Raw genomic sequence first — 15,110 nt, forward strand, 5'->3', positions numbered from 1 at the left:
CCCATTGATCGCTGCCGCGCGGTCAGCCTCTGGCTGATCGGGCGCAGTTGAGCGCGGCCAAGGCGATCGCCAGCGCCGCAGCCCCATACGCCCAGATCGCTGGCACCTGCGGCAGCAGCAGACCGGCAAGCATCGGCCCCAGGCCAGCACCGATATCGCGCCACACCGCATTGCCCGCCAGGGCCTGGATGCGCTCATGGGGGTTGCGCAAGGCTACCAAGGTCATCACCAGCGGTAGCTGCAGGGCGCGCAGCAGCAGTACGAAAAACGCACCGATGAACAGCCATTGGCTGGCGAACACCAGCAGCGCCAGCGCCGTGGCCAGTGACAGCAGCACCAGCATGCGCAGCGGCCCGAATCGATCGGCCAAGCGCCCACCCAGCGGGCTGAACAGCATCTCGCTCAGGTAACGCACCGCCATCAGCACGCCAGCCACCAGCACGCCGGACTCGCCGACGTGCACCTGCGCATAGAGCGACAGGCCGAAGATGAACAGGCCGTCCAGCGCCACCCCCTCGATGAATGACCAGGTCGCGATGCTGTCCGGCAGGCGCAGCCGTCGGCCGCTGCGCGCTGGAATCGAGTGCCCTTCGCCAGGCAGAGCCCGCGCGCGCCATAAGCCGAGGAGGGCGCTGATGCAGAGCACGAAGAATACGCTGCGCGGTCCCCAGGCCTGGGCCATGACCGCGCCCAGGGGCAGGGCCAGCATCGGCCCGATGGACAGCGTGGCCCTGGAGCGCCCGGCGCGGCGGGCTGCACCCTGCGCCTGGGCAGTGGCCAAGGTCTGGGTGCTGAGGTTGAAGGTGGCGAAGCACAGGCCCCAAACCAACCGCAGTACCAACAGTGCGGCGAACCCCGACAGCGTGGCGTTGCCCAGCGCGCAAGCGGCTGCGGCCCCTGCGGCCAGGCTGCACGCCGCGCGGTCCCCGTGGCGGGCATAGAAGCGCACCACCCAGCCGTAGCCGACGATACGCACCAGGCGATTGGCGGCCAGCAGCACACCGGCCTGGGCCAGGGTGACACCGAAATCCTCGGCGTACATCGGCAACAGCAGGTACAGCAGTACGTCACTGGGCAGGCATAGCCCCAGCACCTGGGCAGCGTTGCGCGAATCCCGGTCGGCGCGCAGGGTGGACGGCGGGGCGGCGGCGGACATGACAGGCTCGTGACAGGGAGAAGACCAGCAGAATAACGTCATCACACCTGCAACGACACCGCCTTGCTCAAATCACGATGTAATCGCTGCGTTGCACGACCCCACGGTGTGTGCCCTCGACCAAGTGGAGATAGCGGCCGCCGACCAGGTCGATCGGCAGGCAGTCATCCACTTCCAATACCGCATCCGTGTGCGGCTTGGCCCAGCCGCTGCCCATGCGCTGCTTGCCGATGGCCTTGGCCTGGACCTTGTCCGAGGCTGCTACCAGCAGATACCGGTGGGCTTCGCCGAATACCCCCCGTTCGTAGCCGCCCAGGTTGATGAAGAACAGCCGCATGGCGTCGGCAGCGGGCGCGGCATGACTCAGCTCGATGCGATAGTCATCGATCCCATCGACTTCCAGCCAAGAGTCGATATGCAGACCCTTGGCACTCCCGAACCAGGCCTCGCGTAGCTGCGGGTAGGCGTCGGTGAGGGACGTCGCATGGGCGAAGACCACATCGTGGACTTCGATACGGGCACGGGGATGACGTCCACCGAGCATCACGATATAGAGCATGAGTCGTCCTTTTGAGGCGTGCTGTTTTGCTGATCCAACAGTCTCCCGACGCTGGCCTGCAACTGATGGACGGTGAAGGGCTTGGCCAGACGCATCACCTGGCCTTGGCGGTACTCGATCTCTGTCGTTGCGTCGATGAAGCCGGAAATGAACAGCACTCGGGCCTGCGGGTGTATCGCTTGGGCACGGTCGGCCACTGCATCACCCTTGATGCCACCGGGCAGGATCAGGTCGGTGACGATCAGTTCCAGCCCCGTCAGTTCGTCGATGCAGGCCAGCGCCTGGTCGGCTGTAGCCGCCTCAGTGACCTGCAAGCCCATGTCCCGCAGCACTTCGCCGACCAGTTCGCGAATCGCGGCTTCATCATCCAGTACCAAGGCCATGCCCCGCGATCGATGCTCCGGGTGCATTACCTGAGGAGAGTCCTGCGCGACGTCGGTGGCCGTTGCGCCTTGGTACACCGGCAGGAATAGGCTGACCACCGTGCCCTGGCCCAGCGCCGACTCGATCCGCGCAGCACCGCCGGCCTGGCGCACGAAATCCCTGACCAGCGACAAACCCAGGCCGGTGCCCGAACCCAGGGGCTTGGTGGTGAAGAACGGTTCGAACGCCCGTTCGGCCACGCTGGGGGGCATGCCGCTGCCGCTGTCGCTGACGCGGATGAGCACGTACTCACCGGCGCGCAACTCGGCATCGGCCTGTTCGCTGTTCACTGTGCTCACGCCCACCTCGACCTGCAGACGGCCGCCCTGGGGCATGGCATCGCGGGCGTTCAGGCACAGGTTCATGACCGCGCTTTCCAACTGATGGACATCGCAATAGCAAAGGACGGTCGCGCAGGCGGGCAGCACTTGGAAGTCGATCTGTGGCGTCAGGGTTCTGCTGATCAGGTCTTTCATGTCGTCGATCAGCAGCGCTGGATCGACCGCTTCGCTGGCTGGCGGCTGGCGTCTGGCATAGGCCAGCAGGCGCTGGGTGAGCGAGCTGGCGCGCCGTGTGGCGGTCCTGGACAAGGTAACGTAACGCGGCAGCTCGGCGTGGCGACCCTGGGCCAGACGTTTTTCGATCATGTCCTGGGTGCTGGTGATGACCGTGAGCAAGTTGTTGAAATCGTGGGCCAGGCCGCCGGTGAGCTGGCCCAGCGCCTGCATCTTCTGGCTCTGCTGCAACTGCGAGCTGACCTGCTCGAACGCCTGCTGACGCTCACGGTATTGGGTGACGTCTCGGGCAATGGCGAAGTAGCGGCCAGCGCGTCCGGCAATACGCCAGTTCAGCAGCAGCGGCTGGCCATCGCTGCGCACGCTCTGGGTGTCCAGTTCGGCGATGCTGCGTTCGCTCAAGCTGCGCAGGGCATCGGCGATCTGCGAGGGCGCGATCAGACTGTAGAACGCGCCGTCGCGCAATTGCTGGTCGGTCCAGCCGGTGTGGATCTCCCAGGCTGGATTCATCGCCAGCACCGCGCCGTTCTCGGACAAGGTGCAGATCAGGTCGGGCGACACGTTCCAGACACCATCGCGCTCGTCCTTGCGTCGCTGAGCTTCGGCCGCCAGCCGGTGGTTGGCCTGACCCAATGCCCTCAGGTTGCGACGAAACAGCGCACACACCACCGCCATGGCGAAGGTGACCAGGCCGAAACTGGCGCTGTTGGCCCACGAGCCCCAGTCTGCCTCGAAGCCGATCGGGCCGATGAAGAAGTATTGCGCCGCCAACACCGCCAGTGTGCAGCCGAGCGCCGACGGCCCGAGGCCGAACCAGAAGCCGATCAGCATCAGGCCAGGGATGAAGAACAGGTAGGGCAGCGCCGTCGCCGGCATCTGCGAGCGCGCGAAGCTGCACAGGGCCACGACGGCCAGTGCGCCCAGATAACGCATCAGAACACTGAGCTGCGCGCCGTTCCAGCGCTTGATGACACGGGCGGTCCATCCGATGAATCGGGTCAAATAACACTCCGGCTTACAGATGTTCAATCAATCGGCCCGGCGGCCGACAACCTCGGTATAGGGCGAAAATAGCTTGGCCCGGCGGACAAATAGGCTATTCGTGGCCCTCCGTCCAATAGTTTTTTTCACTGTGACTGCGTATGAACTCCGTTATGTTGCACCGCTGTTGTTTGTCTAAGCTGGCTATATGCCGCTATGCAACACCGTTTCTTGTTTACCCTGATATCTGGAGGTCCCATGGGAATTTCGGCAATTGCACAGGATGAACGCCTGCGGTTGGTCGAAGTGGACCGCCTGACGTCATCGATTCCAAACGGCTCGGACCCTGTGCTCAACAGCGTGGTGTCCATGCTCTGCAGCTACTTCGGTGTGCCCACCGCACTGGTCAGCATCATCGACCGCGACTACCAGGTGTTCAAGGCCCGCATGGGCATGGATGCCGAGCGTACACCACGGGAGTTGTCGTTCTGCGCCCATGGGCTGCTGCTCGACGCGGTGCTGGAGGTCTGCGACACCACTCAGGACGATCGCTTCGCCGACAACGCGCTGGTGACCGGCGATCCTCACATCCGTTACTACGCTGGCGCGTCCCTGGTGGTGAGCCCAGGGCTCAGCCTTGGCCGCCTGTGCATCATCGACCAGCAGGCGCGACCGACGTTGAGTGCGCGTGATCGCGCATTGCTGGTCAATGCCGCTGACATCGTGGTCGCTCGCCTGAAGTCCATCCACAAACAGCATTTCTTCGATCCGATGACCGGCTTGCCCAACCGCAAGCGTTTCGAAGTCGACCTGAACGAGGTGCACGCCTTCGAGGGCCAGACGGCCGTGTTCATCGAGCCGATTTCCGCCTCGGCGATGGACGGCTTGGTCAAGGCGCTGGGCGTGGAGTTCTTCGTGCAGTTCATGCTGGCGGTCAAAGAGGCGCTGTTCGAAGCGCTGCCGAGCGGCGCGCGCCTGTATCGGACCGGCACCCTGAGTTTTCTCACCGTATTGGAACGCTCAGATCCCGCGAGCCTGCAAGAGCAGCTCGACAGCATCGTCGCCGCGCTGGCCCGCCCGCTGCATTGTGGCAGGGTGCCGGTCTTCGCCGACGTCGGGATCAGTTTCCTGCAGTTGGGCATCGAAACCGACGCCTCCATCGACAACCTTCGGCTGCTGGCCAGCATGACCGACACGGCGCGCCGCAGTGAGCGACGCTGGCTAGGCTACGACCCGCTGATCGATGCCAGCTTGCGCCGCAGCACGGTGTTGCTCAATGCCCTGGAGGGTGCGCTGATCGCACCGGATCAACTGCACTTGGTCTATCAACCGCGCATCGACCTGTCGGTCAATCGCTGCGTGGCCGTCGAGGCCCTGCTGCGCTGGACCCATCCGGCGCTCGGTTCGATCAGCCCTGCGGAGTTCATCCCCCTGGCGGAAACCACCGCGTCGATCCGCGGAATCACCCGCTGGGTGGTTCGCCATGCGTGCGAACAGCTCGCTGCTTGGCGCGCCGACGGCCTGGACATGGTGGTCTCGCTGAACATTTCCGCGCTCGATCTGGCCGACGGCCACTTGTTCGACGACCTCACACGAGCCCTGCGCGAGTATGACGTCGACCCTCGGCACCTGGAGCTGGAATTCACCGAGAGTGCGCTGGTCACCGACTTCGACATGGTCCAGGAACAACTGCAGCGTTTCCGCACGCTGGGCGTGGCCATCGGCATCGACGACTTCGGCAGTGGCTACAGCAACTGGGTGTACCTGCGCAAGATTCCGGCCACCAGCGTCAAGCTCGACCGTTCGCTGCTGGCCAACCTGCAGCCGGGCAGTAACGAATGGCACATCATCCGCAACCTCGTCAGCCTCCTGCGCGACTTGCGCCTGACGGTGGTGGCCGAAGGCATCGAAACCGATCTGCATCACCATCTGCTGCGCGGATGGGGTTGTGATCAGGGGCAGGGCTATTACTACGCCAAACCGATGTCGCCGGCGGACCTTGCAGGTTGGCTGCAAAAAGGCGGCGTGTTTCCAGCCACCTTGAACTAGCGTGTTGTGTACACCCGATGACTTCCAGCGCTGAGGGTTGACGATCCTTGGCCCTACTCAGCCCCCTGCCAACTCAAGGGAAGTGACATGTTCAACGCCAACCTCAAGAAAGAGATCGACCGACTCCAAAGGGAAGTGGAGCAACTGCGCAGCGCTGAACGCAGCCGAAGCGATCAGATGCTGGAAATCACCGTGGATCGCGACATGCAGATCACGGCGGTCAATGACAATTTCGCGCGGTTGGTTGGGGTGGAGGCGTCGCGGCTGGTCGGCAAGTCCCTCGGCACCCTTGCACCCAGCTATGTGAAAGAGCTGCAGTGCTACAAGAACTTTATGTTGGCGGTGCGTAACGGTCGTGGGGTCAGCGATGATTACCGCTACATCGCGGCTGACGGCAAGATGGTGTGGATGCGCGCGGCCTGGTGTCCGACCAAAGCGGCAGATGGCACCGTGACCCACATGTCGGCCTACGGCATCGATGTCACCTCGGCGATCAACAAGGCGCGCGAAGACAACGAGTTCATCAGCGCGCTGTCGCGCTCTACTGCGGTGATCGAGTTCGATCTGGATGGCACCATCCTCAACGCCAACCAGAATTTTCTCGACACCGTCAGATACCCGCTGGCCGAAATCGTCGGCAAGCATCACCGCCTCTTTTGCGACGCGGCCTATGCCAACTCGCAGGAGTACCAGCAGCTGTGGCGCCAGCTCAACGAAGGGCATTTCGTCGCGGACCGCTTCAGGCGTCTGGACAAGTCCGGTCGCGAGCTGTGGCTGGAAGCCTCCTACAACCCTGTTCGCGACACGCGTGGCCAGTTGTACAAGATCGTCAAGTTCGCCACCGATATCACCGAGCAGGTCCATCGCGAAATGGAGGTCAGTTCGGCGGCTGGAGTGGCTTACGAGGTGTCCCGCAAAACCGATGACTCGGCGCGGCGCGGCGCCGAAGCAGTGACCGACACGGTGCAGACCATGAACCGGATCGTTACCCAGGTCAGCAGCGCTTCGGCGGGTGTCGAAGCCCTGGGCCATCAGTCGCAGTTGATCACCTCCATCGTCTCGACCATCGGTGGAATCGCCCAACAGACCAACTTGCTGGCGCTCAATGCGGCCATCGAGGCTGCGCGGGCTGGCGATCAGGGGCGCGGTTTCGCCGTGGTGGCCGATGAGGTGAGAAAGCTGGCAGGGCGCACCAGTGTCGCCACCGAGGAAATCGTCGAGGTGGTGCAGAAGAACAATGCCTTGGTGGAAGAAGCGGTGTTGAGCATGGGCGAGAGCAGGAAGCAGGCCGAGATCGGCTTGTCCTTGGCCAGCCAGGCCGGCAAGGTGATTTCCGAGATCCAGGACGGTGCGCAAGAGGTGGTCACGGCAGTCGGGCGCTTCGCTACGCATATGGCTGCGGAGACTGACGTCAGGCAATAATGGGCGCTTGTCTCGACTTCACGAAAAGGAAATCGCCCCGATGGACGCACCCTGCACCTCACTCGATTAGGTTCGCCAACGTATCGACCAGATCGACCGCGAACTGGTGACGTTGCTCGCCAAACGGGGTGGCCTGGTTACCCAGGCCGCCCGTTTCAAGAAGACCACCGATGACGTGCGCGCACCGGCGCGGGTGGAGCAGGTGATCAGCAAAGTGAGGGGATTGGCCGAGCAGACCGGCGCTTCGCCGGTGGTGGTCGAACAGGTTTATCGGGCCATGATCGCGGCCTTCATCAATGAAGAGCTGGACACCCATGCCGCGTTGCAGGCAGACACCCGCACGCCGTGATTATGCCGCTCCACTGCGCTTGAACTTTAATTTGCAGGGCTTCCTCGAACGTTCAGACCCTCTGAACTCTGACCAGCGAGGCGGCCCATGTCGCTCATTCATCCCCAGGCGCACTACACACCTTATCGCTCGGCCGCTGGCGGCTGGGGCTCGGCCAGGTCGGTCATGGCCATCCTCTGGCGCGAGCAGGCCCTGGCCACCGCGCCCCGCGCGCTGCTCAAGCAGAACAAGCCCAAGGGTTTCGCTTGCGTGAGCTGTGCGTGGGCCAAGCCGGGCGATCCCCATGGCCTTGAAATCTGCGAGAACGGCGTCAAGGCCACTGCCTGGGAACTGACTCGTCACCGCACCGGCCCGGCCTTCTTCAAGGCCCATACGCTGACGGAACTGCGCACCTGGAGTGACCACGCGCTCGAACAGCACGGCCGCTTGACCCACCCGCTGCGCTACGATGCCGCCAGCGACCGCTATCAGGTCACCACCTGGGAGCACGCCTACCGCGAGATCGGCGCGCAGTTGCGTCTGCTCGATCCGCAGCAGGTGGTCTTCTACGCCTCGGGACGGGCGTCCCTGGAAGCCTCGTTCATGTATCAACTGTTCGCCCGCGCCTATGGCACCAACAACTTGCCGGACAGCTCGAACATGTGCCACGAGAGCACCTCGGTCGGCTTGCAGGAGAGCATCGGCGTGCCTGTCGGCACCGTGACCCTGGCCGACTTCGAGCACACCGACTGCATCTTCTTCTTCGGCCAGAACGTGGGCAGCAACGCGCCGCGCATGCTCCATCCACTGCAGGCGGCGCGCAAGCGACAGATCCCGATCATTACCTTCAACCCGCTGCGCGAGCGCGGCCTGGAACGTTTCGTCAATCCGCAGTCGCCACGCGAGATGATCGGTCCCGAGTCCACGGTGATCAGCACGCAGTATCACCAGGTGAAGATCGGCGGCGACCTGGCGGCCGTGACCGGCATCATCAAGGCGCTGCTGGCCATGGAGCGCGAAGCCCTGGCCAGTGGTCGCGTGTCGGTACTCGACCATGCCTTCATCCGCGAACATACCCAGGGCTTCGATAGCCTTTGCCAAGAAGTGGATGGCTACAGTTGGGAAACCCTCGAGCGCCGTTCCGGCCTGGGACGCGCTGCATTGGAGGCAGCTGCCACGGTGTATGCCCGCAGCGAAAAGGTGATGGTGGTCTATGGCATGGGCATGACCCAGCACCGGCATGGGGTGGAAAACGTGCAGATGCTGGTCAACCTCCTGCTATTGCGCGGCAACTTCGGCAAACCCGGTGCTGGAATCTGCCCGGTCCGCGGACACTCCAATGTGCAGGGCCAGCGCACGGTGGGCATCACCGAAGACCCGGCCAAAGTGCCGGCCGACACATTGCGCGCGTTGTTCGGCATCGAGGTGCCGCCGAACAAGGGCCTGGCGACGGTGGACACCTGCGAGGCCATTCTCGACGGGAGGGTCAAGGGGTTCATCGGCCTGGGCGGCAACTTCCTCAGGGCGATCCCCGACTCTCCGCGTCTGGAGCGGGCCTGGTCCGACCTAGCCCTCGATGTCCAGGTGGCGACCAAACTCAACCGAACCCATCTGGTACCCGGCGCCAGCACCTGGTTGCTGCCGTGCCTGGGGCACATCGAGATCGATCGCCAGGACGGCGTGGTGCAGGCCTATAGCACCGAGGACAGCACCGGCTGCGTGCGTGGCTGGTTGGGCACCAACGAGCCGGCCGGCGAGCAGTTGCGCTCGGAAGTGGCGATCATCGCCGGCCTGGCCAGCGGTACGCTGGGCGATAACTCCCGTGTTCCCTGGTCTGCCTGGCGACAGGACTATGCGCTGATTCGCAGCGCGATCGGCCAGGTGTACCCGGAGATCTTCCACGACATGGAATCGCGAATGTGGCAGACCGGTGGCTTCCACCGTCCCGTTGCGGTCAACCAGCGACAATGGCCAACCGAATCGGGCAAGGCACAATTCGTTGCGCCGGGGCGGCTCAATCCTGACGACGACGTGCTCCATGAGCCGATACCGCGTGATGTGCTGCAATTGATGACGCTGCGCAGCAACGATCAATTCAACACCACCGTCTACGGCTACGACGACCGTTTTCGCGGTGTGCATGGCACCCGCAGCGTGGTGTTCCTCAACCGCAGCGACCTGGTTCGCCTGGGGTTTGCGGCAGGGGATTGGGTCACGCTGCGCACCGCCGTGGAACCCGAGGTAGTGCGTGAGGCAGGGCCCCTGCAGATCATCGGCTACGACATTCCCGAAGGCTGCGCGGCCGCTTACTACCCCGAATGCAACCCGTTGGTGCCGCTCTGGCATCATGCCGAGCGCAGCAAGGTGCCGGCGGCCAAGTCGGTGCCGGTCACGTTGCACCGAGCGCAGCCTTCAGCGGCAGAGCTGGCTCGGGCGGTGCCGGCACGGGATCAGGTGCGCTGAGGGATCAGCGCAGGTACGCCTTGGCGAAATGCCGTTCGAGTCGCGCCTGGATCAACTCCAGCAGGATCGACAGCACCCAGTAGATCACGGCAGCGGTGGTGAGCATCTCCAGGTAGCGATAACTCGAGCGGCCATAGGACTGGGCCAGGAACATCACCTCCCAGACGCCCATCACCGAGATCAGCGACGAGTCCTTGAGCATGGAAATGAACTGGTTCGCGGTCGGCGGAATGATGACCCGCATGGCCTGGGGCAGAACGATATGGCTGAAGATCTGCCGGCTGCGCATGCCCAGCGCCAGGGCTGCTTCGCGCTGGCCACGGGCGACGCCCAGGATACCGGCGCGGAAAATTTCGCTCAGATAAGCGCCGTAGTTCAGCGACAGGGCGATGATTCCGGCACTGATGGCGCCGGGCACCAGCCCCAGTTGCGGCAAGCCCAGATAGATCAGCAGGATCTGGATCAACAGCGGTGTACCGCGGAAGAACGACGTGTAGAAACTGGCGATGCCCACCAGCACGGCACTGCCCGACAGCCGGGCCAGTGCGGCGGCGAAGCCCAACAGTACCGAGGCCAGCATCGAGCACAGGCACAGGAACAGCGTCAGGGCAGCGCCTTGTAGAAAGCCATTGGGTCCGAGCTTGAAACCGGCGAGGTTGGGAAACTTCTCCAGAATGATCGAGAACTTCAGGTCGAAGCTCAGGAAAAAGCCGATGAACAGGACGAACAGCGCCAGCCATGTCAGGTACAGGCGGGTGCGAAAGCCCAGCAAGGGTCTTGAAGCGCAACGTTCGCCGTTCATTTGCTGATATCGGCACCGATCCACTTCTGCGACAGCTTGGTCAGCGTGCCGTCGGCCTTGAGCTCGGCGAACACCTGACGCACCTTGGCATCCCATTCGGGATCACCTTTTTCGATAGCCACGGCGTTCGGTTCTTCATACAGCGGCGCGCCGGCCAGTTTGAAGCGCTTGTCCTGGTTCAATCGCGGCTGGGCAGTCACCAGATTGGTGAGAATGGCATCCAGGCGCACACCGGCACCCAGGCCCAGGTCCTGGAAGGCGACGTTGTCGGTGTCGTAGGGGGCGATCTGGACGACGTCGAACGGATAGTCGATCTTGCGGCCTTCGTCGCCTTCGATCACCAGGTTCTTGTTCAGATAGCTTTCATAGCTCGACGCGCTGGTCAGGCCGACCTTGCGGCCGTCCAGGTCCTTGGCGCCGTGGATACGGTCGTCCTGGGCATTGACCACGATCACCGCAGGGGAGGCGTAATACTCGACGGGGAAGTCGAAGACCTCGGCGCGCGCCTTGCTGGGGGTCATGGAGCAGATGCAGATGTCGTAGCGCCCGCTCCAGCGACCGGCGGCAATCACGTCCCACGACGGCGTTTCCAGGCGCAACTTGACGCCCAGCCGCTCAGCGACGGCCTTGGCCACGTCGACGTCGAAACCATCCAGCTGGTTCTGCTCGTTCAGGAAAGAAAACGGCGGGTAGCTCTCCATCAGCACGTTGACCAGTTCCTTGCGAGATTCGACCCGCTCCAGCGTGGCGCCGGCAAGCGCGTGAGTGGCGGTGGCGAGCAGCACGAGGCCCGCGCCGAGCAAGGCAGGAAAACGCATGTAAGTACCTGAAAGGTTGGCGGAAAGTTAATTCGGATATTTAATAGGTATAAATCCGACGTTCATAATGAATTTTCTTCATAAGAACCTGCAGAGGCGTTATATGAAACAGCTTGACATGGTGATTCTTGACGGGGGCATGGGACGGGAGTTGCAACGCAGCGGCGCACCGTTCCGCCAGCCGGAGTGGTCGGCGCTCGCCCTCAGCGAGGCTCCCGAAGCGGTAGTCGGCGTGCATGCCGCGTTCATCGAGGCGGGGGCGCGGGTGATCACGAGCAACAGCTATGCGGTGGTGCCGTTCCACATCGGTGAGGCGCGGTTCGCCGAAGAAGGCCAGCACCTGGCCGACATCGCCGGGCAACTGGCGCGCCAGGCCGCCAGGGCCAGTGCGCATCCTGTGCAGGTGGCCGGGTCGTTGCCGCCGCTGTTCGGTTCGTACCGGCCGGACCTATTCCAGCCTGAGCGCGTCGCCGAGGTCCTCACGCCGCTGGTTCGGGGCTTGGCTGCACATGTAGACGTTTGGCTGGCCGAGACGCAAAGCGCCATTGCCGAAGTGCGCGCCATCCATGCCCATCTGCCCAAGGACGGCAAGCCGTTCTGGGTGTCGTTTACCCTCCAGGACGAAGAGATCGACCCGATCCCACGCCTGCGCTCCGGCGAGCCGGTGAGCGAGGCGGTGGCGGCGGCAGCTGAACTGGGCGTGGCGGCCGTGCTGTTCAACTGCAGCCAGCCCGAGGTCATCGGTGCCGCGATCGACGCCGCGCGTGCGGTAATCGAAGCGCGTCAAGCCGACATCGCTATCGGCGCCTATGCCAATGCCTTCCCGCCCCAGCCGAAAGAGGCCACCGCCAACGACGGACTGGATGAGTTGCGCGACGACCTGGACCCGCCGGGTTACCTGAAGTGGGCCCAGGACTGGCGTGAGCGCGGTGCGAGCATGATCGGCGGCTGCTGCGGCATCGGTCCGCAACACATCGCCGAGCTCGCCCAGCACCTGCGTTGACCGGACCGGCTGGCGGACTTAGAAGTCGAAGGTGACCCCGGCGTACAGCGCGCGCCCGTCGCCTGGCGAATGCAGCGAAGCCTGCGCGCCATCGGGGTCGTACCAGACGTATGCGTAGTAGCGGTTGGCAAGGTTCTTCAACTGCAGGTCGACCCTGACCGACTCGCTCAGTCGGTAGCTTGCGCTCAGGTTCATCAGCACGAAGCTGCCGTAACGGCCCTGGGTGTTTTCGCGTTCCAGGTAATAGCGAGACTGGCCGTTCATCCAGGCGCCCAGTTGCAATGCTGGCGAGGCCTGGTAGCGGACTCCGGCATTCCACACGTGATGGGGGACATGATCTATCTCCTGTCCTCGGCTTGCCGGCAAGGCGGCGCTGGGCTCCAGGATGCGCGAATACTGCCAGGTATAGGCCAGCCACCACGCGGTGCGCTCGTCCGGGTGCAGGTTCATCTGCAGGTCATAGCCCCAGCGCCGGGTTTCGCCGACGTTGTCGGACTCGCCACTGGGATCGTTCAGGCGCCGGCTGACTTCGCCACTGGCCTCCTGGCGCCAGTAAGCCAGGCGACCGTCCAGCCAGCGCGTGGGATTGAAGGTGATGCCTGTCTCCCAGCCTTCGTTGACGGAGGGCGCCAGGTCCTGGTGGCTTGGCGGGATCTTGTACGCCGCCGCGCCGGTGCCGACCTGGAAGGTACGACCCCAGTTCGCGTACAGGCCTGCCACGTCCCATGGCGTCCAGGCGATGCTGAGTTTCGGCTGGCGGATCAGGCCGTAGTCGTTGATCGGCGCCTGCTGTCCATTGGCGCGGTTGTCGAAGTGGCCACTGAGCCTGTCGACGCGATAGGCCGGGACAACCTTCAGCGAGGCGACTGGCTCGATCTCGGCCTGCACATAAGCGCCGAGCGTGTCGAAATCGAACTGCTGGTCGCGGGTACGGGCCTGGCGGGTTCGGTCGAGGGTGCGATAGCGCTGGCTGCGATTGTCCTGGCGGTTTACGTCGCTGCCACCTTCCAGGGCAAAGCCGTGCAGGCCCTGAACCTCGGGTCGCCAGGTGAGCGAGGTGAGGGCGCCATACTGGGTTTCGTTCGCGTAGCGCTCCTGCTGTGCGCTGGTGCGCCAATACTGCGTCCAGCGCCGGTCGTCGAAGGTGTTGAGGTAGACCTTGGTGGACCAGGCGAGGTCGTCGGTGAGGTCGGTGTCCAGATGCAGGCTCAGTTGGTTGATGCGCCGCGTGCCTTGGTCGGTCGCATTGAAGGCATTGCTGTGGCGTGGATCGTGGCGGGCGTCGTCTGCACTGAGGTAACCGGCCTCCTGGGCGGCGCTCTGGTAGTGACGTGCAATCAGCCCTGCGCGGTAGCGGCCGTCCTCCGGGGTGTAGAACCATTTGCCAGAAAACGTATAGCGCTCGGTGTCGGCATGGTCCCGGTATCCGCCGACCTGTTGGCGGGCGAAGAAGTAGTTCTGAGTCCAGTTCGTGCCTTCGATGCCTTTGGCCAGTTGCACTTCACGGGTGTCGAAACTGCCATAGCGCAGCCGCGCCTGGTTGTAGTCGCCCCCGGTGCGGGTGTTGATCGAAACGTTGCCGGCGATGTTGTTCAGTCCATAACGCGGGTCCTGGGTGCCGCGCACCACCTGGATGTTGTCGATGTCGAGCGGGAACACCGCATCGATGAAGGGCATGTTGCCGTCATTGGTGTTGCTGGGGATGCCATCGATCAGCAACTTCACGGCGTTGACTTCCCCCTCGCCATTGAAGCCGCGCATCGACAGCTTCCCGGAGGTGGTGCCCTGGTTGAATTCGGTCAGCAGCACACCCGGCGCGCGCCTGAACAATTCCCAGGCGTAGGCAACGGGCAGGGTGTCGAGCGTGGCGGCGCGCAGCACATCGACCGAACCGATCAGCGCGGCGCTGGACAGTGGGCCGGTTTCGCGGCCTGAGACGCTGACAGCGCCCAAGGTCAGGGGGGTAGTCGCGGGAGGGATCGTCTCGGCTTGTGCCTGGGGGGCCGGAGCGAGGGTGCAGGTGAGGGCAAGCGCGGGCAGGGCGGCGCGTGCGGCATGGCGTGACGCAGTCATAGAAAGCGGTTCCTGGCAGGACAGTCGTGTGCGCGCGCGCAGCAGTGCGCAGCGCGGTGCTCTAGGGACGAGTCTTCAAGCCAGGGGAGAGGCGCGCGGTGTGAGGGCGGGTCGTTGCTCGCGCGGGACTGGCCGGTCAGGCGCCGGGCTGAGGAGCAGGACGTCGGGCCAGAAGCGCGGGATCAGATGTCTGAAATAGGTCGAGGCCAAGGCGGCCTGGCCTGCGTGGCCGCAGCAGCAATCGCCGGGCGCAGGCGTGCTGTCGAGCTGATCGGACAACTCGGCCTGGTCGAGCTTGAGTTGCGCCAGCACCGACTTGGGCAGGTTCTGCACACCATGCAGGCTGCAGAAACTGCCCAGCAGCAACGATGAATCGACTGCCGGAGGGCGTAGCGCGCGGTCGAGCGGCATCGCCAGGAGGTTGAACAGCACGACGAGGCAGGCAAGCAGCAGCAGGGGCGTTTGACGCGTGGTGGGCATTGGCCATCCTTGAGCGGGACGGCGCTATTAAGCCGCAG

Annotated in this window: 11 protein-coding genes and 2 pseudogenes; 6 read left to right on the top strand and 7 right to left on the bottom strand. The window is 64.0% G+C overall.

What is annotated here, in order from left to right; translation table 11 throughout:
- Window positions 1–22 precede the first annotated feature (22 nt).
- The 3 genes from Q6A47_RS09185 to Q6A47_RS09195 all read right to left on the bottom strand — a co-directional run bounded on the left by Q6A47_RS09185 (window position 23) and on the right by Q6A47_RS09195 (window position 3,655).
- A complete protein-coding gene (locus tag Q6A47_RS09185; protein WP_116888414.1) occupies window positions 23–1,156 on the bottom strand; it encodes an MFS transporter in 1,134 nt (377 codons plus the stop codon).
- A gap of 67 nt (window positions 1,157–1,223) precedes the next feature.
- Window positions 1,224–1,715, bottom strand: a complete 492-nt coding sequence (locus Q6A47_RS09190) for a DUF1543 domain-containing protein (protein ID WP_304484091.1) — start codon at window positions 1,713–1,715, stop codon at window positions 1,224–1,226.
- On the bottom strand, window positions 1,700–3,655 hold the full coding sequence (locus Q6A47_RS09195; protein WP_304484092.1) for an ATP-binding protein: 1,956 nt from the start codon (window positions 3,653–3,655) through the stop codon (window positions 1,700–1,702). Before Q6A47_RS09195 ends, Q6A47_RS09190 begins: the two co-directional genes overlap by 16 nt.
- A 237-nt stretch (window positions 3,656–3,892) precedes the next feature.
- Between Q6A47_RS09195 and Q6A47_RS09200 the strand changes: the two genes are divergently transcribed.
- From Q6A47_RS09200 to Q6A47_RS09215, 5 genes and pseudogenes are all read left to right on the top strand, one after another.
- Complete coding sequence (locus Q6A47_RS09200) at window positions 3,893–5,683, top strand: putative bifunctional diguanylate cyclase/phosphodiesterase (protein WP_304484093.1); 1,791 nt, start codon at window positions 3,893–3,895, stop codon at window positions 5,681–5,683.
- Window positions 5,684–5,860: 177 nt separating this feature from the next.
- Window positions 5,861–6,541: pseudogene (locus Q6A47_RS22960) on the top strand (PAS domain-containing protein); the annotation flags it as partial.
- A gap of 105 nt (window positions 6,542–6,646) precedes the next feature.
- Window positions 6,647–7,105, top strand: a pseudogene (locus Q6A47_RS22965) (methyl-accepting chemotaxis protein); the annotation flags it as partial.
- An 82-nt stretch (window positions 7,106–7,187) separates the two neighbouring features.
- Window positions 7,188–7,454, top strand: a complete 267-nt coding sequence (locus tag Q6A47_RS09210) for a chorismate mutase (RefSeq protein WP_304484244.1) — start codon at window positions 7,188–7,190, stop codon at window positions 7,452–7,454.
- An 87-nt stretch (window positions 7,455–7,541) separates the two neighbouring features.
- Window positions 7,542–9,896, top strand: coding sequence for an FdhF/YdeP family oxidoreductase (locus Q6A47_RS09215; RefSeq protein WP_304484095.1), 2,355 nt, complete (start codon window positions 7,542–7,544; stop codon window positions 9,894–9,896).
- Between the two features lie 4 nt (window positions 9,897–9,900).
- On the opposite strand, the gene Q6A47_RS09220 is transcribed toward Q6A47_RS09215, so the two are convergent.
- Together Q6A47_RS09220 and Q6A47_RS09225 are read right to left on the bottom strand one after the other, a co-directional pair.
- Window positions 9,901–10,698: an amino acid ABC transporter permease gene (locus Q6A47_RS09220; protein WP_039578153.1), complete on the bottom strand. Its 798-nt coding sequence runs from the start codon at window positions 10,696–10,698 to the stop codon at window positions 9,901–9,903.
- A complete protein-coding gene (locus Q6A47_RS09225) occupies window positions 10,695–11,516 on the bottom strand; it encodes an ABC transporter substrate-binding protein (protein ID WP_029613413.1) in 822 nt (273 codons plus the stop codon). Before Q6A47_RS09225 ends, Q6A47_RS09220 begins: the two co-directional genes overlap by 4 nt.
- 118 nt (window positions 11,517–11,634) lie before the next feature.
- On the opposite strand from Q6A47_RS09225, the gene Q6A47_RS09230 reads away from it, so the two are divergent.
- Window positions 11,635–12,519, top strand: coding sequence for a homocysteine S-methyltransferase family protein (locus tag Q6A47_RS09230; RefSeq protein WP_304484245.1), 885 nt, complete (start codon window positions 11,635–11,637; stop codon window positions 12,517–12,519).
- Between the two features lie 18 nt (window positions 12,520–12,537).
- Here Q6A47_RS09230 and Q6A47_RS09235 read toward each other — a convergent pair whose 3' ends face one another.
- Together Q6A47_RS09235 and Q6A47_RS09240 are read right to left on the bottom strand one after the other, a co-directional pair.
- Window positions 12,538–14,592 (bottom strand): TonB-dependent receptor, encoded by a 2,055-nt coding sequence (locus Q6A47_RS09235; protein WP_304484096.1) that lies wholly within the window; start codon window positions 14,590–14,592, stop codon window positions 12,538–12,540.
- 75 nt (window positions 14,593–14,667) lie between these two features.
- On the bottom strand, window positions 14,668–15,072 hold the full coding sequence (locus Q6A47_RS09240; RefSeq protein WP_039578146.1) for a DUF2946 family protein: 405 nt from the start codon (window positions 15,070–15,072) through the stop codon (window positions 14,668–14,670).
- Window positions 15,073–15,110 lie beyond the last annotated feature (38 nt).

This window comes from Pseudomonas boreofloridensis (assembly GCF_030580795.1).
In the GTDB taxonomy this organism is placed as follows: domain Bacteria; phylum Pseudomonadota; class Gammaproteobacteria; order Pseudomonadales; family Pseudomonadaceae; genus Aquipseudomonas; species Aquipseudomonas boreofloridensis.

Excerpts from the sequence above, each read along its gene's own strand:
- Q6A47_RS09185 (WP_116888414.1), bottom strand. The coding sequence starts at position 1,156 with ATGTCCGCCGCCGCCCCGCCGTCCACCCTGCGCGCCGACCGGGATTCG.
- Q6A47_RS09190 (WP_304484091.1), bottom strand. The coding sequence starts at position 1,715 with ATGCTCTATATCGTGATGCTCGGTGGACGTCATCCCCGTGCCCGTATC.
- Q6A47_RS09200 (WP_304484093.1), top strand. The coding sequence starts at position 3,893 with ATGGGAATTTCGGCAATTGCACAGGATGAACGCCTGCGGTTGGTCGAA.
- Q6A47_RS09215 (WP_304484095.1), top strand. The coding sequence starts at position 7,542 with ATGTCGCTCATTCATCCCCAGGCGCACTACACACCTTATCGCTCGGCC.
- Q6A47_RS09220 (WP_039578153.1), bottom strand. The coding sequence starts at position 10,698 with ATGAACGGCGAACGTTGCGCTTCAAGACCCTTGCTGGGCTTTCGCACC.
- Q6A47_RS09225 (WP_029613413.1), bottom strand. The coding sequence starts at position 11,516 with ATGCGTTTTCCTGCCTTGCTCGGCGCGGGCCTCGTGCTGCTCGCCACC.
- Q6A47_RS09230 (WP_304484245.1), top strand. The coding sequence starts at position 11,635 with ATGGTGATTCTTGACGGGGGCATGGGACGGGAGTTGCAACGCAGCGGC.
- Q6A47_RS09235 (WP_304484096.1), bottom strand. The coding sequence starts at position 14,592 with ATGACTGCGTCACGCCATGCCGCACGCGCCGCCCTGCCCGCGCTTGCC.
- Q6A47_RS09240 (WP_039578146.1), bottom strand. The coding sequence starts at position 15,072 with ATGCCCACCACGCGTCAAACGCCCCTGCTGCTGCTTGCCTGCCTCGTC.